This is a genomic window from Pseudomonas deceptionensis, from assembly GCF_900106095.1.
Classification (GTDB): Bacteria; Pseudomonadota; Gammaproteobacteria; order Pseudomonadales; family Pseudomonadaceae; genus Aquipseudomonas; species Aquipseudomonas deceptionensis.
The window spans coordinates 1,103,195-1,124,929 of record NZ_FNUD01000002.1 but is presented as its reverse complement, the minus strand read 5'-3'; the positions used below and the strand labels follow the sequence as shown (position 1 = coordinate 1,124,929).

General features: G+C 60.3%; 23 protein-coding genes. 7 read left to right on the top strand and 16 right to left on the bottom strand.

The window, feature by feature from the left end; genetic code table 11:
* The first annotated feature begins 69 nt into the window (after nucleotides 1-69).
* On the top strand, nucleotides 70-840 hold the full coding sequence (locus BLW11_RS05005) for a MetQ/NlpA family ABC transporter substrate-binding protein (protein WP_048361339.1): 771 nt from the start codon (nucleotides 70-72) through the stop codon (nucleotides 838-840).
* A 65-nt stretch (nucleotides 841-905) separates the two neighbouring features.
* On the opposite strand, the gene BLW11_RS05000 is transcribed toward BLW11_RS05005, so the two are convergent.
* From BLW11_RS05000 to coxB, 9 genes are all read right to left on the bottom strand, one after another.
* The gene (locus BLW11_RS05000) at nucleotides 906-1,541 is read right to left on the bottom strand and encodes an SCO family protein (RefSeq protein WP_048361340.1); all 636 of its coding nucleotides are present in this window, start codon (nucleotides 1,539-1,541) and stop codon (nucleotides 906-908) included.
* Nucleotides 1,538-2,437, bottom strand: a complete 900-nt coding sequence (cyoE, locus tag BLW11_RS04995; RefSeq protein WP_048361341.1) for a heme o synthase — start codon at nucleotides 2,435-2,437, stop codon at nucleotides 1,538-1,540. Before cyoE ends, BLW11_RS05000 begins: the two co-directional genes overlap by 4 nt.
* On the bottom strand, nucleotides 2,425-3,474 hold the full coding sequence (locus BLW11_RS04990; RefSeq protein ID WP_048361342.1) for a COX15/CtaA family protein: 1,050 nt from the start codon (nucleotides 3,472-3,474) through the stop codon (nucleotides 2,425-2,427). The genes cyoE and BLW11_RS04990 overlap by 13 nt, the downstream gene beginning before the upstream one ends.
* A 9-nt stretch (nucleotides 3,475-3,483) precedes the next feature.
* Nucleotides 3,484-4,077, bottom strand: coding sequence for a hypothetical protein (locus BLW11_RS04985; RefSeq protein ID WP_048361343.1), 594 nt, complete (start codon nucleotides 4,075-4,077; stop codon nucleotides 3,484-3,486).
* Nucleotides 4,052-4,789 carry an SURF1 family protein gene (locus BLW11_RS04980; RefSeq protein WP_048361344.1) on the bottom strand — a complete coding sequence of 246 codons (738 nt, stop codon included), beginning with the start codon at nucleotides 4,787-4,789 and terminating at the stop codon, nucleotides 4,052-4,054. Before BLW11_RS04980 ends, BLW11_RS04985 begins: the two co-directional genes overlap by 26 nt.
* A gap of 7 nt (nucleotides 4,790-4,796) precedes the next feature.
* The gene (locus tag BLW11_RS04975) at nucleotides 4,797-5,684 is read right to left on the bottom strand and encodes a cytochrome c oxidase subunit 3 (protein ID WP_048361345.1); all 888 of its coding nucleotides are present in this window, start codon (nucleotides 5,682-5,684) and stop codon (nucleotides 4,797-4,799) included.
* Between the two features lie 12 nt (nucleotides 5,685-5,696).
* Nucleotides 5,697-6,269, bottom strand: coding sequence for a cytochrome c oxidase assembly protein (locus BLW11_RS04970; RefSeq protein WP_048361346.1), 573 nt, complete (start codon nucleotides 6,267-6,269; stop codon nucleotides 5,697-5,699).
* A 73-nt stretch (nucleotides 6,270-6,342) separates the two neighbouring features.
* Nucleotides 6,343-7,932, bottom strand: coding sequence for a cytochrome c oxidase subunit I (gene ctaD / locus BLW11_RS04965; protein WP_048361347.1), 1,590 nt, complete (start codon nucleotides 7,930-7,932; stop codon nucleotides 6,343-6,345).
* A gap of 82 nt (nucleotides 7,933-8,014) precedes the next feature.
* Nucleotides 8,015-9,139 (bottom strand): cytochrome c oxidase subunit II, encoded by a 1,125-nt coding sequence (coxB, locus tag BLW11_RS04960; RefSeq protein WP_074836711.1) that lies wholly within the window; start codon nucleotides 9,137-9,139, stop codon nucleotides 8,015-8,017.
* A 346-nt stretch (nucleotides 9,140-9,485) separates the two neighbouring features.
* Here coxB and BLW11_RS04955 point away from each other — a divergent pair, with 346 nt between their 5' ends.
* A complete protein-coding gene (locus tag BLW11_RS04955; RefSeq protein WP_048361349.1) occupies nucleotides 9,486-10,121 on the top strand; it encodes a hypothetical protein in 636 nt (211 codons plus the stop codon).
* 88 nt (nucleotides 10,122-10,209) lie between these two features.
* Here the strand turns inward: BLW11_RS04955 and BLW11_RS04950 are convergent, their stop codons facing one another.
* From BLW11_RS04950 to BLW11_RS04940, 3 genes are all read right to left on the bottom strand, one after another.
* Nucleotides 10,210-10,923, bottom strand: a complete 714-nt coding sequence (locus BLW11_RS04950; protein WP_048361350.1) for a carbonic anhydrase — start codon at nucleotides 10,921-10,923, stop codon at nucleotides 10,210-10,212.
* A gap of 94 nt (nucleotides 10,924-11,017) precedes the next feature.
* The gene (locus tag BLW11_RS04945; protein ID WP_048361351.1) at nucleotides 11,018-11,512 is read right to left on the bottom strand and encodes a 2-thiouracil desulfurase family protein; all 495 of its coding nucleotides are present in this window, start codon (nucleotides 11,510-11,512) and stop codon (nucleotides 11,018-11,020) included.
* Nucleotides 11,509-12,144 carry a 2OG-Fe(II) oxygenase gene (locus BLW11_RS04940; protein WP_048361352.1) on the bottom strand — a complete coding sequence of 212 codons (636 nt, stop codon included), beginning with the start codon at nucleotides 12,142-12,144 and terminating at the stop codon, nucleotides 11,509-11,511. Before BLW11_RS04940 ends, BLW11_RS04945 begins: the two co-directional genes overlap by 4 nt.
* A gap of 151 nt (nucleotides 12,145-12,295) precedes the next feature.
* Here BLW11_RS04940 and BLW11_RS04935 point away from each other — a divergent pair, with 151 nt between their 5' ends.
* Nucleotides 12,296-13,048, top strand: coding sequence for a DUF2059 domain-containing protein (locus BLW11_RS04935; protein ID WP_048361353.1), 753 nt, complete (start codon nucleotides 12,296-12,298; stop codon nucleotides 13,046-13,048).
* Nucleotides 13,049-13,089: 41 nt separating this feature from the next.
* Here BLW11_RS04935 and bipL read toward each other — a convergent pair whose 3' ends face one another.
* Complete coding sequence (bipL, locus tag BLW11_RS04930; RefSeq protein WP_048361354.1) at nucleotides 13,090-14,031, bottom strand: phospholipase BipL; 942 nt, start codon at nucleotides 14,029-14,031, stop codon at nucleotides 13,090-13,092.
* A gap of 110 nt (nucleotides 14,032-14,141) precedes the next feature.
* On the opposite strand from bipL, the gene BLW11_RS04925 reads away from it, so the two are divergent.
* Nucleotides 14,142-14,762, top strand: a complete 621-nt coding sequence (locus BLW11_RS04925; RefSeq protein ID WP_048361355.1) for a DUF6436 domain-containing protein — start codon at nucleotides 14,142-14,144, stop codon at nucleotides 14,760-14,762.
* On the opposite strand, the gene BLW11_RS04920 is transcribed toward BLW11_RS04925, so the two are convergent.
* Nucleotides 14,755-15,609 (bottom strand): hypothetical protein, encoded by an 855-nt coding sequence (locus BLW11_RS04920; RefSeq protein WP_048361356.1) that lies wholly within the window; start codon nucleotides 15,607-15,609, stop codon nucleotides 14,755-14,757. The genes BLW11_RS04925 and BLW11_RS04920 overlap by 8 nt on opposite strands.
* Before the next feature lie 681 nt (nucleotides 15,610-16,290).
* Between BLW11_RS04920 and BLW11_RS04915 the strand changes: the two genes are divergently transcribed.
* Complete coding sequence (locus tag BLW11_RS04915; protein ID WP_048361357.1) at nucleotides 16,291-18,672, top strand: penicillin acylase family protein; 2,382 nt, start codon at nucleotides 16,291-16,293, stop codon at nucleotides 18,670-18,672.
* A gap of 51 nt (nucleotides 18,673-18,723) precedes the next feature.
* On the opposite strand, the gene ubiA is transcribed toward BLW11_RS04915, so the two are convergent.
* Both ubiA and BLW11_RS04905 read right to left on the bottom strand, forming a co-directional pair.
* Entirely contained in the window at nucleotides 18,724-19,614 is an 891-nt protein-coding gene (ubiA, locus tag BLW11_RS04910; protein ID WP_048361358.1) for a 4-hydroxybenzoate octaprenyltransferase, read from the bottom strand.
* Nucleotides 19,614-20,177 (bottom strand): chorismate--pyruvate lyase family protein, encoded by a 564-nt coding sequence (locus BLW11_RS04905; RefSeq protein WP_048361359.1) that lies wholly within the window; start codon nucleotides 20,175-20,177, stop codon nucleotides 19,614-19,616. Before BLW11_RS04905 ends, ubiA begins: the two co-directional genes overlap by 1 nt.
* Nucleotides 20,178-20,379: 202 nt before the next feature.
* Between BLW11_RS04905 and BLW11_RS04900 the strand changes: the two genes are divergently transcribed.
* Complete coding sequence (locus tag BLW11_RS04900) at nucleotides 20,380-20,547, top strand: rubredoxin (RefSeq protein ID WP_003437744.1); 168 nt, start codon at nucleotides 20,380-20,382, stop codon at nucleotides 20,545-20,547.
* A 39-nt stretch (nucleotides 20,548-20,586) separates the two neighbouring features.
* Nucleotides 20,587-21,735: an NAD(P)/FAD-dependent oxidoreductase gene (locus tag BLW11_RS04895; RefSeq protein WP_048361360.1), complete on the top strand. Its 1,149-nt coding sequence runs from the start codon at nucleotides 20,587-20,589 to the stop codon at nucleotides 21,733-21,735.

Below are 21,735 nucleotides of genomic sequence, written 5' to 3'. Positions count from 1 at the left end.
GTTAATAAACGTAACCGCCAGCCAAGGCTGGCAGATACCTGAAATCAGGTGTTCACAAGGAGTTGCTGAATGAAGAAGTTATTTGCTGCTGTGGCCGCTGTAGCGGCGTTCTCGGCCCACGCGGGCGATCTGTCGGTGGCTGCGTCCCCGGTACCCCACGCTGAAATCCTGGAGTTCGTGAAACCTGCGCTGGCCAAAGAGGGCGTCAACCTCAAGGTCAAGGTTTTCACCGACTACATCCAGCCAAACGTGCAAGTTGCCGAAAAACGTCTGGACGCCAACTTCTTCCAGCACCAGCCGTACCTGAATGAGTTCAACAAAGCCAAGGGCACGAACCTGGTCAGCGTTGCCGCTGTCCACCTGGAACCGCTGGGCGCTTACTCGAGCAAGTACAAAAAGCTTGATGAGATCAAGGACGCCAGCACCGTCGTGATCCCCAATGATGCCACCAACGGCGGCCGTGCCCTGCTGCTGCTGGACAAGGCCGGGCTGATCAAGCTCAAGGACTCGACCAACATCCTGTCCACGGTCAAGGACATCACCAGCAACCCTAAAAACCTGAAGTTTCGCGAGCTGGAAGCGGCCACCATTCCACGCGTGCTGACCCAGGTTGACCTGGCACTGATCAACACCAACTACGCGCTGGAAGCCAAGCTGAACCCGGAAAAAGACGCACTGGTCATCGAAGGCAGCGACTCGCCTTACGTGAACATTCTGGTAGCTCGCCCGGATGACAAAGATTCGGATGACATGAAAAAGCTGGTAGCTGCCCTGCACACTCCAGAAGTGAAAGCTTTCATTCTTGAGAAGTACAAAGGCGCCATCGTTCCGGCGTTCTAAGTACTACCGTGTAGCCGCTGCCGCAACCTGCAGCAGCGGCTACATCGCTTTCACCCCTCCTTGATTTACTTCCTCTGCACCAACCCCGGCAATTGGGCAACCATTTTGGCGGTGTTGAACGGTGCGCGAATAAATCCCCGCTGCGTGCCGTCCGGCCCGATCAGCGCCAGATTGCCGCTGTGATCGACCGTATAGTTCGGCTTGCTGGTATCGGCCGGAATGAACGGAATGCTCACCGCGTTGGCCAGTGTTTGCAGCTCATCGATTGAACTCGGGGTGAGGCCCACAAACTGCGGGTCGAAGTAGCCCAGGTACTGCTTGAGCTGCTGCGGCGTGTCGCGGTTAGGGTCGACGCTGACCAGCACGATTTGCAGTTTGTCCTGCACCTCTTTAGGCAGCTCGCTTTTGATCTGACGCAGCTGGGCGAGCGTGGTCGGGCAGATATCCGGGCAGAAGGTGTAGCCAAAAAACAGCATGCTCCACTTGTCCTTCAGCTCGTTCATCACCACCGGCTGACCGTCCTGGTTGGTCATCTTCAGGTCCGGCAACTGACGGCTTTGGGGCAACAAAATGATCCCCGCATCAATCAGGGTGGTGTTATCGCTCTGGCTTTTACCCGACATCATTTTGTTAAACGTCAGCCCCATGACCAAGGCCACCAGCGCGACAAGGATAAAGACGGTTTTTTGAGTTTTAGTCATAGGTTCAACACTAAGTAGTGATCGACAAGCAGCGCGATAAACAGCAAGAACAGGTAGTAGATAGAGTACTTGAACGTGTTGATCGCAGCGTGCGGCTGGGTGCCACGGTACAGCACCCACGCCCAATGCAGAAAGCGTGCGCCCAACCCTAGCGCACACGCCAGATAGAGCAAGCCGCTCATGTGAATCACAAACGGCAGCAAGCTGACGGCCAGCAATACGAAGGTGTACAGCAGGATATGCACCTTGGTGTAGTGCTCGCCGTGGGTCACCGGCAACATCGGGATATCCGCCTTGGCGTACTCCTCCTTGCGATGAATGGCCAGCGCCCAAAAGTGCGGCGGGGTCCAGGCGAAGATAATCAGCACCAGCAGCAACGGCTCGGCCGTGACGTGCCCCGTCACCGCCACCCACCCCAACAGCGGCGGTGCAGCCCCGGCCAGCCCGCCGATCACGATATTTTGCGGCGTGGCACGCTTCAAAAATCCGGTGTAAATCACCGCATAGCCGAGCAAGGAAGCCAGGGTCAGCCAGGCCGTCAGCGGGTTAGTGAATGCCAGCAACAACCCCATGCCCGCCAATGCCAGCAACAGGGCGAATGCCAGCGCCGCCAGCGGCGAAACACGACCCTGGGCCAATGGCCGTTTGTGGGTGCGGGCCATGAGCGCGTCAATGCGCCGGTCCACCACATGATTGACCGCCGCCGCGCCGCCGGCACACAGACTGATCCCGAGGTTGCCGAAGACCAGCACCGTCCAGGGCACACCGGAGCGTGTCGCCAAAAACATGCCCACCAATGAAGTAATCAGCATCAACACCAGTACTTTGGGCTTGGTCAGCTCCAGGTAATCACGCCATAGCGCTTGCTGCGGGCGCTCGACAATCAAGGTCGCCATGGCTGCTCTCCTTTAAGGCTGAAGGTCCAGCGGGCAAAGCGCGGGGCCTTGATCCTGACCAGTGCGGTGCGGGCGTGGTAGTTGACCAGCACCAGCGTCATCAGCAACACCGCGCCTCCGGCGTTATGCGCCACCGCCACCGCCAGCGGCAAACCAAACACCACGTTGCTGAGCCCCAGGCTGATTTGCGCGGCCAACGCCACCAACAGCAAACCCGCCAGCCGGGTCATGCCGACCTTGCGCAACTGCCAGGCCAGCCCCAGCAATACCAGGGTCAGCAGCAACGCGCCGAGACGGTGGGTGAGGTGGATCGCAGTGCGGGCCTCGCTGTCCAGCTGCCCTCCCAGATAATTGGGGCCGATGTGCTGAGTCAGATGGAAACCATTGGCAAAATCGGCTTCGGGCCACCATTGCCCGTGGCAGGTCGGTACGTCGACACACGCCACAGCGGCATAGTTGGAACTGACCCAGCCACCCAACGCAATCTGCATGATCGCCAGCACCAGCCCGGCCGTGGCCCAGCGCTGCAAGCGGCGCGGCACGGCCAGTGCCGGCAATACGCCGGACAAGCGCAAGGTCAGCAAAAACAACAGGCTCAAGGTTGCGAACCCGCCCAGCAAATGCCCGGTGACCACCTGGGGCCACAGCTTGAGCGTCACCGTCCACATGCCAAAGGCCGCTTGGGCAATGACCACCAGCAAGATGAACAGCGGCAGCTTGAGGGGTTGATCGGGTAGATGGCGTTGCGTCCAGGCCCGGGCGGCCAGCAGCAGGATCAGCACCCCCAGGGTGCCGGCGAAATAACGATGGGTCATCTCGCTCCAGCCTTTGTCGGCCTCCACCGGTGTATCGGGAAAGTGCAGCTCGGCATGGGCCAGTTGCACCTCGGTCCTGGGCACGCTGATGAAACCATAACAGCCGGGCCAGTCGGGGCAGCCCAGCCCGGCATGGGTCAGGCGGGTGTAGGCGCCGAGCAGCACCACCACCAGCGCCAGCAAGGTGGCCAGCAAGGCGAGACGAAATCCGGCTTTGGCCATGACATTCCCCTATCCGATATTGGACAGCTTGAGCAGGTGGCGCAGGTCGTTGAGCACGTCCTTGCCGTTGACCCCGGGGCCGTAGCGCAGCACCAGATTGCCGTGGGGGTCGATGATCCACAGTTGCGCCGCACCGTTGCCCTCGGCGCCCTGTGCGTAGGTCGGCAGGTCCAGGGTGTAGCGCTGCAATTGCGGGTATTCGAGCTGCAACTTGGCGGCGTAATCCGCACTCACCGGTTGTGCAACCGCCAACCCGTGGGACGCACGTGAGGCATCACGGCCCAGGCCGATTTGCAGCTGTCGGGCCAGGTACACCAGTTGCTGGCAATCGGCCGCGCAGCCTTGAGGTGCGGTCACCAGCAGTTGCCACCGCTGTTCATCCGTGGCCACGCCAAGGGCGGCGCGGCTTTGCCCGTTACCGATCATTTCACCGTGATAGCTGCGGCTTTCGGGCACCCAGAACTTGAGTTTGTACATGCCTGTAGCCAGCACCATCGGACCGACGGTGAGCAGCAAGATCAGGATCAACTGCAACCGCCCGCGCCGCCGTGTCGCCGGGGCGATGGCGTGCGGGGTATCAGGCGGATTGATGGCCGTTCCCATGGCGTTTCTCCTGAGCATTGTGCCAACCGAGGTACAGATAAAGACCGAGCAGGGCCAGCGCCATGGCGAACCATTGCACGGCATACGCGGTGTGTTTTTCCGGGCCCATGCCCGTGGAAATCAGCGGCCAGTCAGCCTGATACGCGCCCGGGCCGGGGGCGATACGCACTTCATCGGCAAAGCCTTCGCGCCCCAGTTCGGCCCACAGTTTGGCCGGCATGACCGCCGTCACCAGCCGTGGCCAAGGCGCATCGGCCGGGTCGGCGTGCAATTGAAAGGGGGCGCCCGGCGACTCATAGACCCAGGCCTGAATGTCCAGTATCTGCTCGGGGGTGCTGAACTGCGGCGGCGCAAGGCGACTTGGCCAGGGCAGCCAGCCACGATTGAGCAACAGCCACTGGCCGCTGGCCTGATCCTGAAACGGTTGCAGTAACTCGACACCGACCTTGCCGTCGCGCACGCGGTTGTCCAGCAGCAGGCTGTGTTGCCCGTCGAAATGCCCGCGCAGCTGCACCCGGCGAAACGCCGGCTCATCGGTACTCAACAATTGCCCGGCCGTCACCGGCGCGGCAGCCTGGCGCTGGGCATAACTGTCGAGCAATACACGCTTTTGCTCGCCGCGGGCAAGCTGCCAGAAGCCCAAAAATACCAATAACGGCAGCAACGCCAACACCACCAGGGTGGGCGCGATGCCGGGGCGAAAGCGCGTCATGGGCGGCTCACAGCACATACACAAACAAGAACAGGCCGAGCCACACCACGTCCACAAAGTGCCAATACCAGGTCGCAGCCTGAAACCCGAACTGATGCTCGGCTGTGAAATGCCCGCGCACGATACGAATCAGCATCACCAGCAAAATCAGCGCACCAATGGTCACGTGGGCGCCGTGAAAGCCGGTGAGCATAAAGAACGTCGCGCCATACACCCCAGAACCCAGGGTCAGCCCCAGTTCCGTGTAGGCGTGGATGTATTCCTCGGCCTGAAACCCCAAAAACCCGATACCCAGCAATATCGTGAGCCCCAGCCAGAACTTCAACGCCCCGCGATGGCCTTTGTTCAAGGCATGGTGAGCGATGGTGAGGGTGACGCTGGAGGTGACCAGCAACACCGTGTTGAGCAGCGGCAAGCCCCACGGGCTGATGGTGCCTTTGGGCGGCGGATACAGCGCAGGGTCGGGGGTGTGCAGCAGCGGCCAGGCAAACTGAAAGTCCGGCCACAGCATGTGCGCCACCGCCTTGCTGCCTTCGCCACCCAGCCACGGGCCAGACAAGTGGCGCACATAAAACAGCGCACCAAAAAACGCGATGAAGAACATCACCTCCGAAAAGATGAACCAGGTCATGCCCCAGCGAAACGAGCGGTCCAGCTGCGGGCTGTAGAGACCTGCGCGGCTCTCCTTGATGACCGCGCCGAACCAGCCAAACATCATGTACGCCACTATCAGGGCGCCACAGAAAAAGATCAGCGGGCCATGGGACTCTGGCCGCGCCGCCTTCAGATCGTTGAACCATGTCCCCAGGCCATACACCGTAACCAGCAGGCCCACCGTGGCAATGATCGGCCACTTGCTTTGCGCCGGGACGTAGTACTGATCGTGAGTTGCCATGGTGCATTCTCCTTATCGGACAGGCCGCTCAGCATCCTTGCCGACGACAGCGGCGACGGGCGGATGGCGAGCGGTGATGTCGAAAAGCGTGTAGGCCAGGGTCAGGTGTTTCACATCCTTGGGCATGGCACGATCGACGATAAAGCGCATCGGCATTTCGATCCGTTCACCCGGTTGCAGCACCTGTTGGGTAAAGCAAAAACATTCGGTCTTGTGGAAGTACTGGGCCGCTTCGGCGGGGGAAATACTCGGCACGGCTTGCGCCGACATGGGGTGATCGGTGGGGTTGTAGGCCACAAAGACCATCTCGTTGACCGAGCCCGGGTTGACCACCAACTGATCGCCCTTGGGGTAAAACTCCCACACCATGTCGATGGCATTGGTGGACAAAAACTGCACCCGCACCTGACGACTCGGGTCCACCACCTGCTCACCTTCGTACTGCCCGGCGGTCTTGCCGTTGATGCCGAAGGCTCTGCACATCACGTCGTAAATCGGCACCAGCGCAAAGCCGAAGGCAAACATCACCACCACCAGCAGCAGCAGGCGCAGAACCAGACGTTTGATCGGCTTTGAGTTGTTCACACTCAATCTCCTTTAGAAGAGCAAAAGCCCCTCACCCTCTCCCTCCGGGAGAGGGTGAGGGGTTTTTGAGTGCTCACTTGATCTCCGGGGGCGTGGTGAAGGTGTGGTACGGCGCGGGCGAAGGCACGCTCCACTCCAGACCTTCGGCGCCGTCCCAGGGTTTGGCTGGCGCTTTGGGGCCGCCGCGAATGCATTTGATGACGATAAACAGGAACAGGAACTGCGTAGCGCCGAACATGAACCCGCCAATCGACGACACCATGTTGAAGTCGGCAAATTGCAGGTTGTAGTCCGGCACCCGACGCGGCATGCCGGCCAGCCCTACAAAGTGCATCGGAAAAAAGGTCAGGTTCATGCCCACAAACGACAACCAGAAATGCAGCTTGCCCAGGGTTTCGTCGTACATGTGGCCAGTCCATTTCGGCAGCCAGTAGTAGGTCGAGGCGAAGATGCCAAAGATCGCGCCCGGCACCAGCACATAATGGAAATGCGCCACCACAAAATAGGTGTCGTGGTACTGGAAGTCCGCCGGGGCTATGGCCAGCATCAGCCCGGAAAACCCGCCAATGGTGAACAGAATCACAAAGGCCACGGCAAACAGCATCGGCGTCTCGAAGGTCAGCGAGCCTTGCCACATGGTGCTGACCCAGTTGAACACCTTGACCCCGGTCGGCACCGCGATCAGCAGTGTGGCGTACATGAAGAACAGCTCGCCCACCAGGGGGATCCCCACCACGAACATGTGGTGCGCCCACACGATAAACGACAGGAACGCGATGCTGGCCGTGGCGTAAACCATCGAGGTGTAACCGAACAGCGGCTTGCGCGAGAAGGTCGGGATGATCGCGCTCACCGCCCCGAAGGCCGGCAGGATCATGATGTACACCTCGGGGTGCCCGAAGAACCAGAACACATGCTGGAACAACACCGGGTCACCGCCACCCGCGGCGCTGAAAAAACTGGTCCCGAAGTGAATGTCCATCAACATCATGGTCACCACACCGGCCAGCACCGGCATCACCGCGATCAGCAGGAAGGCCGTGATCAGCCAGGTCCAGACAAACAGCGGCATTTTCATCAGTGTCATGCCGGGGGCACGCAGATTGAGGATAGTGGCGATCACGTTGATCGCGCCCATGATCGAACTGATACCCATCAAATGAATGGCAAAGATGAAATATGTAACGCTTTCGGGGGCATAGGTCGTGGACAGCGGCGCGTAGAACGTCCAGCCGAAGTTCGGCCCTCCGCCTGCGGTGAACAAGGTTGAGACCAGCAGCAAAAACGCCGCGGGCAGCAGCCAGAAGCTGAAGTTGTTCATCCTCGGCAAGGCCATGTCCGGCGCACCGATCATCAGCGGGATCATCCAGTTGGCCAGGCCGACAAACGCCGGCATGACCGCGCCGAACACCATGATCAGCCCGTGCATGGTGGTCATCTGGTTGAAGAAGGCCGGGGCCACGATTTGCAGCCCTGGCTGGAACAGCTCGGCGCGAATCACCATGGCGAACGAGCCGCCGAGCAGGAACATGCAGAAGCTGAACCACAGGTACAAGGTGCCAATGTCTTTGTGGTTGGTGGTCAACACCCAGCGCATCAAGCCTTTGGCCGGTCCATGTGCCTGACCGTCTGCATGGCCGTGGTCATCGATAACAGCACTCATGTCCTGACTCCTGCAAACAGCTGGACCAAGAAGCCAGCGGCACGTTGCCCCCGACCGTTGTGCACGCACATCCCTGAGCGGCTCATTTGCCTTGCGCCTGTTTGAGCGCCAGTACGTCTTTTGGCGTCACCATGTCGCCCTTGTTGTTGCCCCAGGCGTTGCGTTCGAAAGTGACCACGGCCGCAATATCAACTTCTGACAACTGCTTGCCGAAAGCGGCCATGGCGGTGCCCGGCTTGCCGAAGAACACGCGGTGCAGGTGATCGGCCGCCGGGCCGGTGGCTATCGGCGAGCCCTTGAGTGCCGGGAACATGGGTGGCAGGCCCTGCCCCTCAGCCTGGTGACAGGCCACGCAGGCGGTGTGGTAGACCTTGTCGCCACGGGCCACCAGTTCGTCCAGGGTCCAGTCCTTGCTGGTCAGTTCCTTGAGCTGTGCCGCTTGCGCCTTGCGCTCGGCCAGCCAGGCGTCGTAGTCCGGGCGGGTTTTGACGTCGACCACTATCGGCATGAACCCGTGGTCCTTCCCGCACAGCTCGGCGCACTGACCGCGATAGATGCCGGGCTTCTCGACCCGGGTCCAGGCTTCGTTGATAAAGCCGGGAATGGCATCACGCTTGACCGCAAAGGCCGGCACCCACCAGGAATGGATCACGTCGGCCGAGGTCACCAGAAACCGCACCTTGGCGCCAATGGGCAACACCAGCGGCTCATCGACCTCAAGCAGGTAATGTTCGCCCTTGGGGGCCTGGTTATGGATTTGCTCGGCGGGGGTGGCCAGGTTGCTGAAGAACTCGACGTCCTGACCCAGGTATTTGTAGTGCCACTTCCACTGATAGCCGGTGATCTGGATGTCGACATCCGATTCACTGCTGTCATAGATCTTGATCAGGGTAATGGTCGCAGGCACGGCCATGGCGATCAGAATAAGCAGGGGAATTACGGTCCAGAGAATCTCGACCGTGGTGCTTTCATGGAACTTGGCCGCCACCTGACCGGTGGAGCGGCGGTGAACGATCATCGACCAGAACATCGCGCCGAAGACAATGATGCCGATCACCACACAGATCCAGAAGATGGTCATGTGCAGGTCGAACACCGCATGACTGACTTCGGTCGCACCCGGCGCCATATTCACGGTCCAGGCCGCTTGCGCCTGGCTGAAAACTGACCACAACAGCAGGCCCATCCATAGGTGTGGATGTCGCATCGCTGGGTTCCCCTTTATTTTTCTTGTTATTGCGCCAGTCTGCATCGTGTTACGGGCAGCGCTACAAGGGGGCGGTTTTCAAACCTGCGAACTCTTACCGCCGAGCCTCGTCTGCTCAGGCAGTCGGGCGTCATCAAAAAACGGTTACAAAAACGAGTATAGACACCGGGACCAACCCCGCAACGCGAGGGGTCAAAACAATGAAATAAGGCCCCATCGACAAATGGCACTCACTGCCCGGTCATAAAATGAACGACAATAGCCCCCCTGAAAAAAGCCCTCTCCTTGACTTGAGGACGGCTACTTTTAAAGTACTTCCCTGCCTAGCGCCTCCCCTGGAGTTCCCATGAACACCGCCGCCATCCGCGTGCAGATCTCGCGTGCCCAAGAACATGAGGCCGAAACGGGCCTGCTCGCCAAGCATCTGGCCGCTCAATTGCCACACCTTCACACCGCCATTCAACTGCCTGAAGTCGACCGCAATGTAGTGATGACGCGTTTCGTCAGCGCCTATATCGACCAGGTACCCGACTTGCTCGATGCGGCCAATGAAGTCGCTCGCGAGGCCGGTATCGAATCGCAAATCAAGCCGATCCTGAAAATCGCCGAGCAGTTTTTTGCTCAGCCTCTGCCGCTGCTTGATGGCCACCAAGGGCTTGAAGGTTTACTGGACGAGGCTTACCTGGCGCACCGCCTGGTCGAAGAGGTCAACGATCTCTACATCAAGCACTTCCAGCAGCCGTTGATCCCGCTGGACATGACCGTGGCCAATCTGATTGCCCACCAGTTGATCGGCGAAGATTTTGCCAACCAGCTCGACGCAGCCGTGCACCACGCCGTTGACCTGATGCTCAACGACGACAGCTTTGCCCTGGAGTCGGTCGAGGCCTACCGCGAGCGCCTGACCAGCCCGCAGACCGGTGCTGCCTGGAAGCGCTGGCCGTGCCTGTCCAAACAATTGGGCGTTGGTTTGGCGCTGTAACAGTGGTTGCAGGAAGACTTCAGCTGTGGGAGCGAGCCTGCTCGCGAAGGCCATTCGCGAGCAGGCTCGCTCCCACAGTTCATGCAGTTTAAAACCGCGCTTTGGGCGTCGCGCTCGGGATCGGGCTGGTGCCGTCCAGCGGCAGGAAAGCGCCCTTGTCGGCGTCGTAGGCCTTGATCTCGCTGGTTTCGATGTCGTACACCCAGCCGTGAATGAACAAATGCCCGTTGGCCATGCGTGACGCCACCGACGGGTGCGTGCGCAAGTGTTGCAGCTGGGCGATCACATTCTCTTCGGTCAGCACGTGCATGCTTTCCGCTTCGTTGGCGCAGTTGCAGTTGTCCTGCACCATGGTCTTGGCCACTTCAACGTGGTGCAACCAGGCTTTGACCGTCGGCATTTTTTTCAGGCTGGCGGGGTTGAGCACCGCACGCATCGCGCCACAATCCGAATGCCCGCAAATGATGATGTGCTGCACGCCGAGTGCCAGCACCGCGTACTCGATGGCCGTCGAAACACCACCGTTCATCTGACCGTATGGCGGCACAACGTTACCCACGTTACGCGTTACGAACAGATCACCCGGAGCACTCTGGGTGATCAGCTCCGGCACGATGCGCGAATCGGCGCAGGCAATAAACATGGCGCGCGGGTTTTGGGCCGTGGCGAGCTTTTTGAAAAAGGCTTCTTGCTCGGGGAAGATTTCGTGATGGAAATGCAAAAAACCATCAACGATATGATGCAGTGCCGTGTCGGCACTTTCAGACGCGGTCGAGGGCTGCGGTTTTGGCTTGTCAGTCATCGTGTATCCCCTGGGCAAAGTGGCACCGGATGTTACCTGAACTCAATTCCCCGCTCTACAAGGCCTTGTGGCCACTGGCTGTCAGCCGACGTCATCACCGGGCATCAAGCTGCGCCAACGCCTCGGCGGCCTCTTCCAGCTGCAACTCACTGAACACCTGAACGCCTGCACGGATCAGCAACGCCGCCGTCACGCCCTGGCCCTCAACCTTGGTGGCGCTGAAGCTGCCGTCATAGGTCAGTACATTGCCGCAAGACGGGCTGTTGGCCTTGAGAATAGCAATGCCGATACCGTGCTGCTGCACCAACGCCAATGCCTGACGGGCCCCGGACACAAACGCTGCGGTCACGTCCTCGCCTTCAACGGTCATCACCGGCGCCGTGCCGTCGAGCACTTGAGCCCCCTGGCCGCCGGGTATTTCCGCCGGAGCACGGGGCGTGGGCAAACCGCCCGCCACTTCCGGGCACAGCGCAATGACCCGGCCTTCGGCCTGCCATTGCGCCAGTTGCGCGTACGGGCCGCTGGCGCCACCGTCGTAACGCACCCGATGACCCAACAGACAGCGGCTGATCAACAGCTTGTGGGTCATAAGAACACCTCGGTAGCGCGGCGGCGGAACCAGCCGGTCAACGACAGACGGTCACGGGTCGCCGGCATCACTTCGTGCGGGATCTCCCCGGAGAGAAATACCACCAGGCAACCGCCGGTCGGCAGCACGTCATAGTCGACATTACCGTCGAGGTACATGCGCAAATGCCCACCGTGCTCTGGCAGCCAGCTTTGATTGAGGTACACCACGGCCGACACCATGCGCCGGTCATCGTCGCGAAAACGGTCCAGATGCTTGAGGTAAAACGCACCGGGCGGGTACAGCGCAAAGTGACTTTCAAAGTCCTCCAGGCCCAAAAAAAGCCTGCGATTCATGGCGATTCGCAGGCTTTCCATTAACCCCAGATAACTGTCGCAGGCCAAAGCCTCTCCCGGCTCCAGCCATTGGATATGGTCTCCGCGGATACCTTCGCGAACCTCCTGCGTCAGGCCGCGCCCAACCGCTGCCGGGGTCAACTCACCCTCGGCAGAACGTTTATGGCACTCAGCCGCCAGTTCGAGGGTCAAAGCCTCGGGCAGGAAAATATTTTGCTGTGACCATCCCTGCGCGTACAGGTCGTCGACGATGCGTAGCAACAGCGGATGATCAGAGGGTATTTGCATGGCGCGCATAGTATCGAGCCGCCTCAAAATCTGACAGCTCCGTCTGGCTGGCAACGTCGAAAAAATTCATCTGCGCACTTTAAGCCGAATACAGAGAGACGAATTCTCGACAAGTCCTACACCCACCCGGACAATAGCGCCCTGCAGACAGGAGTCCCTCATGCGCCGCTTGCTTTTACTGATCGTTATGTTTTGTACGTTACCCGCATGGGCAGACAACCTTGATGACCTGTTTACGGTTGCTGGCTGGCCGCAACAACGTGCGCATTTCAATGACGCGCTCAGTGCCGCCCAGGAACGCTATCGCAACAATTTGCCGCCGGCTGTTTACCAGGCACTGGTCAACAACAGCAACCAGCGTTTTGCGCCCGAGGCAATGGACAAGCGCGCCAAAGAGCAGATGCGCAAACATCTGCCTGACCCTGATCCCGCACTGACTTTTTTTCAGTCGCCATTGGGCAGCAAGATTGTGGCCGCAGAACTGCTGGCGACCCGCCGCGATCAATTGGCCAAGCACGCGCAGGGCTTGCCGCGTATGGAAGCCAGCGCCACGCGCCAGTTGCTGATCAATCATTTATCCCGCGCGCTGCCCGCCCGTGAAGCCGGAGCTGAAGTCAGCCTGGCGATTGCCGGGGTGGCCGCTGACAGTTTGAGCTCCATGATCCCGGGGCTGCTGGGCGGCGGGCAGGCCCAAAGCATGCTCAATGGCCAGCGCCAGCGCTTGATGGATCAGATCGCAGGTGAGCTGGATAACACATTGCTCTACGTCTATCGCGACCTGTCTGACCCGGAGCTGGAAGAATTCGTCACCTTTGCTGAATCGTCTGAAGGCAAAACCTATTACCAGGCCGCGCTGGCCGCGATCCGCGCCGGGCTGGCGGTGGGGCAAAGTACTTCCAACCTGACTCAATAGGCCTGCTGTTTCAAATGTCCCTGTGGGATTTTTATCGCAGATCAGAAGTACTTATCCAGAAACGCGAAATACCTTTCGCGAATCTCAGCCGTTTCATTCGCCAGATGGTGCCGCGCTTCAGGCAACAACAGCACCTGAGGCTGTTTGAACTTGGCCTTCAACACCTCAAGGTTATGCGGCCAATCCACCGTTTTGTCGGCCTGCCCCTGGATCACCAACGGCTGACGCGCACACGGTGGCGCGCCTTCGATGCGCGGAATCCAGCGCGACAGCGCCCCCACCCAGGCCGTTGGCAGACGTACCGGTTGCAGCGGATCAGCCTGCAGGAACGGCAAGAAATCCGGGTCGTTGGAGTTCTCGCTGAAACGGCGGGCAATGCCTTTGACGAAAGGGCGCAGCAGGTAATAGCTGAGTTTTGACCAGCGCCAGCCCATGGGCCGAACCAGCGGCGAGAGCAGGATCGCCTGTCCCTGAGCCGGGCTTTGCGCCCCGTAGTGCAGCAGATGATCCAACACAACCGCGCCCCCCGTGCTCTGCCCGCACAGATGCCAGGGCTGCGGCAGTTGCAGCGATTGCGCCTCGATAAACAACCCCTGCAACGCCGCCTGATACTGCGTGAAATCGTCGATGCTGGCCCGCTCGCCACTGGACAGTCCATGCCCCGGCAGGTCACAGGCAATCACCGCGAACCCCCGGTTCAGGCCCCACTCGATGACATGCCGATACAGCCCCATGTGATCGTAAAACCCGTGGATCACAAACAGCGTCGCCACCGGCGCCGACTCCGGCCACCACACCTGGCTGACCAGCTCGTAACTGCCCGCGCTAAAACGCCCCAGCTGGCGCTTGACCGCCACCGGGCGGTGGGGGAAATCCAGCCCGTAAAAGTGCTGATACGCCAGGCCCTCACTCGATAACGGCTGACCCGCGACCAAGGGCTGCAAGCTGGCGCGCAAGGAATCGGGAGTAAACGGGGCTGGCATAAGGGTTTCCAAACAGAGCGGGGGAATGACGAAACAAGCTTTATAGACCGTCGATGTTCATCTGTCAGGTCAAGCATGGCAAGCTACGCAGCCCTCCAGGAACTATTTGCATGCCGGTGCCCACCTTCAAGACTCTGCTGGCCTGCCTGCTGACGCTGATCTGCGCCGTGGGTTTGTGGGTCGCTTACGACTGGTTTCAGGGCCGCTACATCCGTGCCTTCAGCGATCAGACCGCACTGTTCGCCGGGGATGTGCTGAGCCTGCCCGCCGAACTGTCCGGCCCGGGACCGATCCGCGTGGTGCACTTCTGGGACCCGGCCTGCCCGTGCAACGTCGGCAACCAACAGCATCTGACCGAGCTGCTGGCGCACTATGTGCCCCTGGGCGTCGAGTTCTATTCAGTGCAAAAGCCCGGCACCCAGGGCCAGTTGCCCGCCACTCTGGGCGCCATCAAGCCCCTGGCCAGCCTGCCCGGCGCCGAGCACCTGAGCGCCAGCCCGGCAGTGGCCATCTGGGATCACAGCGGCCAGCTGGCCTATTTCGGCCCCTACAGCGAAGGCGCCACCTGCAACGCCAGCAACAGCTTTATCGAGCCGATCCTGCAGGCATTGAGCGAAGGCCGCCCGGTCAAGGCCACTCACACCATGGCCGTAGGCTGCTATTGCCCGTGGCCAAAGCCATCACTCAGTCTCCCGAAGGCCAGCATCAAAACACCCACCGAGATCAACTAACCACTGCCCGGCCATTGCGGTACTGGTACAGATGGGCGTTAAGCGCCGAGCCCAGAAACAGCGTGCAGGTCGTGCGCTCATGCTCCGAAGGGCGGGGCTCCAATTGCGCCACGCCGTGGATATTCGCCCTGACCGGTGTTGCCAGGCGCTCGGTCAACACCTCGAAGTAGCTGCCGAAATTGATGATGAAATAGCCTGGCAAAGGATTGATCGCGCGTATCTGCCCATCAACCCAAGCGAACATACCGGGCTCAATGGAACGCCGCACCGTCACCCAGCCGGGGTCGCGGTGAAATTTGCAGCCCCGGGCATTTTTCGAAGAGCGGAAATGGTTGAACGCCAGCATCTGGTAGCCGCCGTTATCGCTCAGGCCTCCCGACACCCGGGGCCAGTCGGCCACGGGCAGCTCCAGAAACGCCAGTGTGTTGCGCAGCACATGCAAACCGATCGACGCCATGTGTGCCCCCGGCATCGCGACTGCTTGCGGCAACAGGTGCCAATTGCCGCGCTCGATGTAGAAGTTCTCCCACTGATCGTCGGGGCGATCAAAATAGCCCTGGTAGAGCCCGGGCACCTCCATATCGCGATAACCGCCGGCAGGCAGGTAAAATTGCCGCGCAAACTGGTCGACGGGCTCGCACACCAAACCTCGGGGAATTTTCAGCAGGAAAAAACCCTGGCTGATGCTGCGGACAAAACCATCGGCTGAATCGAACACCAGCCGGCTGCCCGAAAGCCGCGCCCGCTCCAGCGCCAGGGCCGGATACATGGCTTGCGCGTGCGCCTGAAGCAACGGCGAGGGCAAGGTGAGGCCGCCACGGTAGCTGGCGCTGCGGGGGTCAACCATGGGCGCAAGTACTCGGACATGGACAAGCCCTGCAGCATCGCTGCCCGGTGAAACGCCGCTCCATGCCCCCGCACCGGGCAGGCAGGCAGCCCAGCGCGGCCTGTCCACCCGCAGGTACTTTAAGTAGCAACAGGACTTGCTTAACTGCACCGCACACACTTTCGTTGTTTTTAAATACCCATTTATTATTCATAAGCCTTGCGCAGCTCAAGTGGCCATCAGGGTAATTCATCGCATACACCTTCCGGATTAAAAGTGCTCTGGCAAATCTCCCGCTTATTGTTATCAATCAACTCACGCGTATCACACACGCCATGTAAAACGCGTATCGGGCAATAATTAAAACACCCTGATCACGGGCGGCTAATAGTTGCGTGACCCCGCCAGCCCGCCCATGAAAGCCAAGCGTAATAATTCAGTTCAACAAGATTGATCGTAACGAGCCTATTCAAAAACCAAGTCAGGCCAAACTATTGTGTGCTGTATATAAATCACGCCACCTACTTATAGATAGGTAGTCTGATCCGCACAACGTATTGCAGCGTAGGATGCAAGCACTAATATCGTAGGCCGAAACCTACATATAATTAAACGAACTCCCGCACTACTTGAAGACTGACTTTCTCTATCAAGTCCAAGCCCCTACACTCGCCGTAGCACTCACCCGTCAAAGGACGCTCCATGAAACGCAGCCTGACCGTCATCGCCCTTATCGTCGCCGCCCTCGCAGGCGGCGGGGTCTGGTACGTGCAAAGCAAGCTGCCCGAGCGTCAGGGCCAGGCTGCGCTGGACGGGCTGCAAGGGGTGGTCACGGTGCGTTATGACGAGCGCGGGGTGCCGCATATTCGCGCGGGCAATCAGGCTGACATGTACCGCGCCCTTGGCTATGTGCAGGCGCAAGACCGGCTGTTTCAGATGGAAATCATGCGGCGCCTGGCCCGGGGTGAGCTGGCCGAAGTGCTGGGGCCCAAGCTGGTCGATACCGACAAGCTGTTTCGCAGCCTGCGCATTCGCGAGCGGGCGGCCAGTTACCTGAGCGAGCTGGATCAACAGTCTGCGGCCTTTGTGGCCCTGCAGGCGTATCTGGACGGGATCAATCAGTACCAGGCCACCCACGCTAAACCCGTGGAGTTCGACCTGCTGGGCATCACCCCACGGCCCTTTACCGCTGAAGACACCATCAGCGTTGCCGGTTACATGGCCTACAGCTTTGCCGCAGCCTTTCGTACTGAGCCGCTGATGACGTACGTACGCGATCAATTGGGCAGCGACTACCTGAAAATCTTTGACCTCGACTGGCAGCCCCAAGGCGTATTGGCCCCGGCACTGGCGGCCAGCGACTGGAAAACCCTGGGCGCGCTGGCCCAACTCAGCGACCAGGCCCTGAGCCGGGCCGGCTTGCCGCAGTTTGAAGGCAGCAACGCGTGGGCGGTATCGGGCGCACGCACGCAAAGTGGCAAACCGCTGCTGGCAGGTGACCCGCATATCCGTTTTTCAGCGCCATCGGTGTGGTACGAAGCCCAGCTCTCGGCGCCCGATTTTGAGCTTTACGGCTACCACCAGGCCCTGGTGCCGTTTGCCTTTTTGGGCAACAACCGCGACTTTGGCTGGAGCCTGACCATGTTCCAGAACGACGATCTGGACCTGATCGCCGAGAAGACCAATCCGGACAATCCGAACCAGGTCTGGTACCACGGCCAGTGGGTCGACATGACCCGCACCGAGCAACAGATTGCGGTCAAGGGCGAAGCACCGGTGACGCTCACCCTGCGTCAATCGCCCCACGGGCCGATCATCAACGATGTACTGGGCGCCACGGCGGGCAACACCCCGATCGCCATGTGGTGGGGCTTTTTGGAGACCAAAAACCCGATCCTGGAAGGTTTCTATCAACTCAACCGCGCGGACAGTTTGAGTAAGGCCCGCACGGCCGCCACGTATATCCAGGCGCCGGGGTTGAACCTGGTGTGGGCCAACGCCAAAGGTGACATCGGCTGGTGGGCGGCCGCGCAACTGCCCAAGCGCCCGGCCGGGGTGAACCCGGCGTTTATTCTGGATGGCAGCACCGGCCAGGCTGACAAGGACGGGTTTTACCCGTTCAGTGCCAACCCACAGGAGGAGAACCCGCCACGGGGCTATATCGTGTCGGCCAACTTTCAGCCGGTCTCACCGGCTGGCATCGAGATCCCCGGGTACTACAACCTGGCGGATCGCGGCCAGCAATTGAATCGCCAGCTCAGCGAGCCCGGCGTGAAGTGGAACCTGAAGAACAGCCAGGCACTGCAACTGGGCACCACAACCGACTATGGGCAACGTGTACTCAAGCCGCTGCTGCCGGTACTGCGCGAAGTGGTCAGCGACCCGGCTGAACGCAAACTGGTGGAACAAATGGCGCAGTGGAAAGGCGATTACCCGCTGGATTCGACCGCCGCCACGCTGTTCAACCAATTCCTGTTCAGCCTGACCGAGGCGGCCATGCGGGACAAATTGGGCGATGCTTTTTTTGACGCCATGCTGAGCACCCGAGTGATCGATGCGGCCTTGCCGCGTCTGGCCCAAAGCCCCGACTCCCCGTGGTGGGACAACCGCACGACAACGCAAAAAGAGACCCGGGCCGACACGGTCAAGGTGGCGTGGCAGGCCAGTATTGCCCAGCTCAAGGCCACGCTGGGCGATGACCCTGCGCAATGGCGTTGGGGTCGCGCCCACACCCTGACCCACGACCACCCGCTGGGCCGGCAAAAACCGCTGGACTGGCTGTTCAACGTAGGCCCCTTCGCCGCCCCCGGCAGTCACGAAGTACCGAACAACCTCAGTGCCAAGCTCGGCAACGCACCCTGGCCGGTGACCTACGGCCCGTCTACCCGACGCCTGATCGACTTCGCAGACCCATCCCACGGCCTGACCATCAACCCGGTAGGGCAAAGCGGCGTGCCGTTCGATAAACACTACCGCGACCAGGCCGAGTCCTACATCGAAGGCGACTACGACATCACCCACATGGATGAAGCCGAAATCCAGCTCAACACCCGCAGCACTTTGCAGCTGACACCGGCGAGGTGAGGCAACCCCGGCACATTGGGCTCCAGCCAGGGTTAGCGCACTGGCTGTCGACTAACGCAGCGCATAATCCAGAACAATCCCCACAAAGATCGCCAATCCTGCCCAGTGGTTATGCAGAAAGGCTTTAAAGCAGCGCTGCGGGTCACGGTTGCGGGTGTACCAGAACTCCCACACAAAGCATGCCGCTGCCGCCAGCAGGCCAAGGTGGAACCAGCCCCCGAGCTCAAAGTGCGAGCCCGCCAGCAGCAGGCAGCCCAAGGCCAGGCCTTGCAAAGTAAGGATGATCACGCGGTCGGCATCGCCAAACAGGATGGCAGTGGATTTGACCCCGATTTTGAGGTCGTCCTCACGGTCGGTCATGGCGTAATAGGTGTCGTAGCCCACAGTCCACAGCAGGTTGGCGATGTACAGCAACCAGGCTGCAGCAGGCAGGCTGCCGGTTTCAGCGGTGAAGGCCATGGGCATCCCCCACGAGAACGCCGCGCCCAGCACCACTTGCGGGTAGTAGGTATAGCGCTTCATGAACGGGTAGCTGGCGGCCAGGGCCAGACCGCCGAATGACAGCCAGATGGTCGGGGCATTCGTGCACAGCACCAGCAAGAAACTGACCCCCATCAGCAACGCAAAAAACACGAGTGCTTCTTTGCTGCTGATTTTTCCGCTGACCAAGGGCCGCTGTTCCGTGCGTTTGACGTGGCCATCCACCTTGCGGTCGGCAAAGTCGTTGATCACGCAGCCACCGGCTCGAGTCAGGATCACGCCGAACACAAAGATCAGCAGATTGCTCAACGACGGTACGCCCTTGGCGGCGACCCACAACGCCCACAGGGTCGGCCACAGCAGCAGGTAGATGCCGATGGGTTTGTCCATGCGGGTCAGCTGGATAAAGTCCCACGCGCGAGGGTTCAGGCGATTGAGCGATTTGAGCAGGCGCACATACATCAATTGTTCTCCGACCGGGCACTCAGGGCGGCCCACAGTTTGGGTAAAAACACTTCGGCCACCAACACGCTCAGTGCTCCGCGTACAAAGCGCGAACGCCGTGCCCACAAGTGATCGGCCTGATCGGCCAGCGGCAACCAGTCCCGCGGGTAGTGGCACACTTGCAGCGCGCCGCGCTCAAACGCCTGATCGCAAAACAGCAGCTCACCCAGGGAGCGGGTGCCCAGCGCGTCCATGTTCAGGCCGCCATCCTCCAGCGCACTTTTGACCACCACGCTGCGGGCAAACACCCACGGCTGGCCGTGGCCGCGCAAATACACTTCACGTACCCAGCCCTGAGCCCCCTGAGGCAGGTTCAACGCTGCACATTCGTCTGGGCGGAATACCTGCATGCCTTCGAAAAGCGGAAGCACACTGAAGGAATTTTCGGAAACTGCAGTGAGACGCCTAGTCAGGGAACCTTGGTCAAACAGCCAGTCCATGGCCTGTGCGTCAGGCAGCGCAGGAAGTTGGCCTTGTTCAAGCCAGACAGGGGAGATCAGCGGGGAAGTTATGTGCGGCACGGTGGGTCATAATTGGCAGCCATTGAGGCCGGCGAGCTTATCACGCCGGTTCCTGAATGAGCGCCCGAGGGCTTGTTGGCAGTATTCGTGCTTGCATCTGCCTGTCGTCATCAGTACAAAACGCCCTGAATTTGATGAGCAACACAGCCGGCGTTAAAAGTCTGTGGTCTCGTCCAGGCCTGAATCTCTAGGAAGTACCCCCATGAAAAAGTGGCAATGCATTGTATGTGGTCTTATTTATAACGAAGCCGACGGCTGGCCGGATGATGGCATCGCCCCCGGTACACTGTGGCAGGACGTCCCTGAAGACTGGCTGTGCCCAGACTGTGGTGTCGGAAAAATGGATTTCGAGATGATTGAAATCAACTGATTGACCCTTTAAAAACCTGATGGACCTATGGAGATTGGAATGAGCGCACCTGTCGTGATCGTTGGCACCGGGCTGGCTGGCTATAACCTGGCCCGGGAGTTTCGCAAGCTGGACAGCGAGACACCGCTGCTGCTGATCACCGCCGATGACGGGCGTTCCTACTCCAAGCCAATGCTGTCCACCGGTTTTGGCAAGAACAAAGAGGCCGATGGTCTGAGCATGGCTGCACCCGAAGCCATGGCCGGGCAACTCAAGGCCCAGGTGCGCACCCACACACGTATCAGCGGGATCGACCCCGGCCACAAGCAGTTGTGGATTGGTGAAGAAGCGGTGCCGTATCGCGACCTGATCCTGGCGTGGGGCGCCCAGACCGTGCAGGTGCCGGTAGAGGGCGATGCCCAGGACGCCATCTTCCCGATCAATGATCTTGAAGATTACGCACGCTTTCGTGCCGCCGCGGCAGGCAAGCGCCGTGTGCTGATCCTGGGTGCCGGGCTGATCGGCTGCGAATTTGCCAATGACCTGATCGCTGGCGGCTATGAAGTTGATCTGGTTGCACCTTGCGAGCAAGTAATGCCAACCCTGTTGCACCCGGCGGCGGCAGCGGCGGTTCAGACCGGGCTTGAAAGCCTGGGCGCCCGCATGCACCTGGGCCCGGTCATGACGCGCCTGCAGCGCACTCAGGCCGGGCTGGAGGCCCATCTGTCAGATGGCAGCGTGATCCCGTGCGATGTGGTGGTGTCCGCCATCGGCTTGCGCCCGCGCATTGATATGGCCGCCGCTGCCGGCATTCAGGTCAACCGCGGGATCGAAGTCAATCGCCAGCTTAAAACCTCCCACGACAACATCTACGCGCTGGGCGACTGTGCCGAGGTTGAGGGTTTGAGCCTGCTGTACGTGATGCCGCTGATGAGCTGCGCCCGCGCACTGGCGCAAACCCTGGCCGGCAACCCGACGACGGTCAGCTACGGGCCCATGCCCATTACGGTCAAGACCCCGGTTTGCCCGCTGGTGGTTTCACCCGTGCCACGTGGCTACGAAGGCGTGTGGACTGTGGAAGGGCAAGGCGGCGATATCAAGGCACTGTGCCGCGACGCTGATGGCAAATTGCTCGGCTATGCCCTGACCGGTGAAGCGGTTCGCGACAAACTGGCGCTGAACAAAGAGTTGCCTGCACTTTTGGCGTAA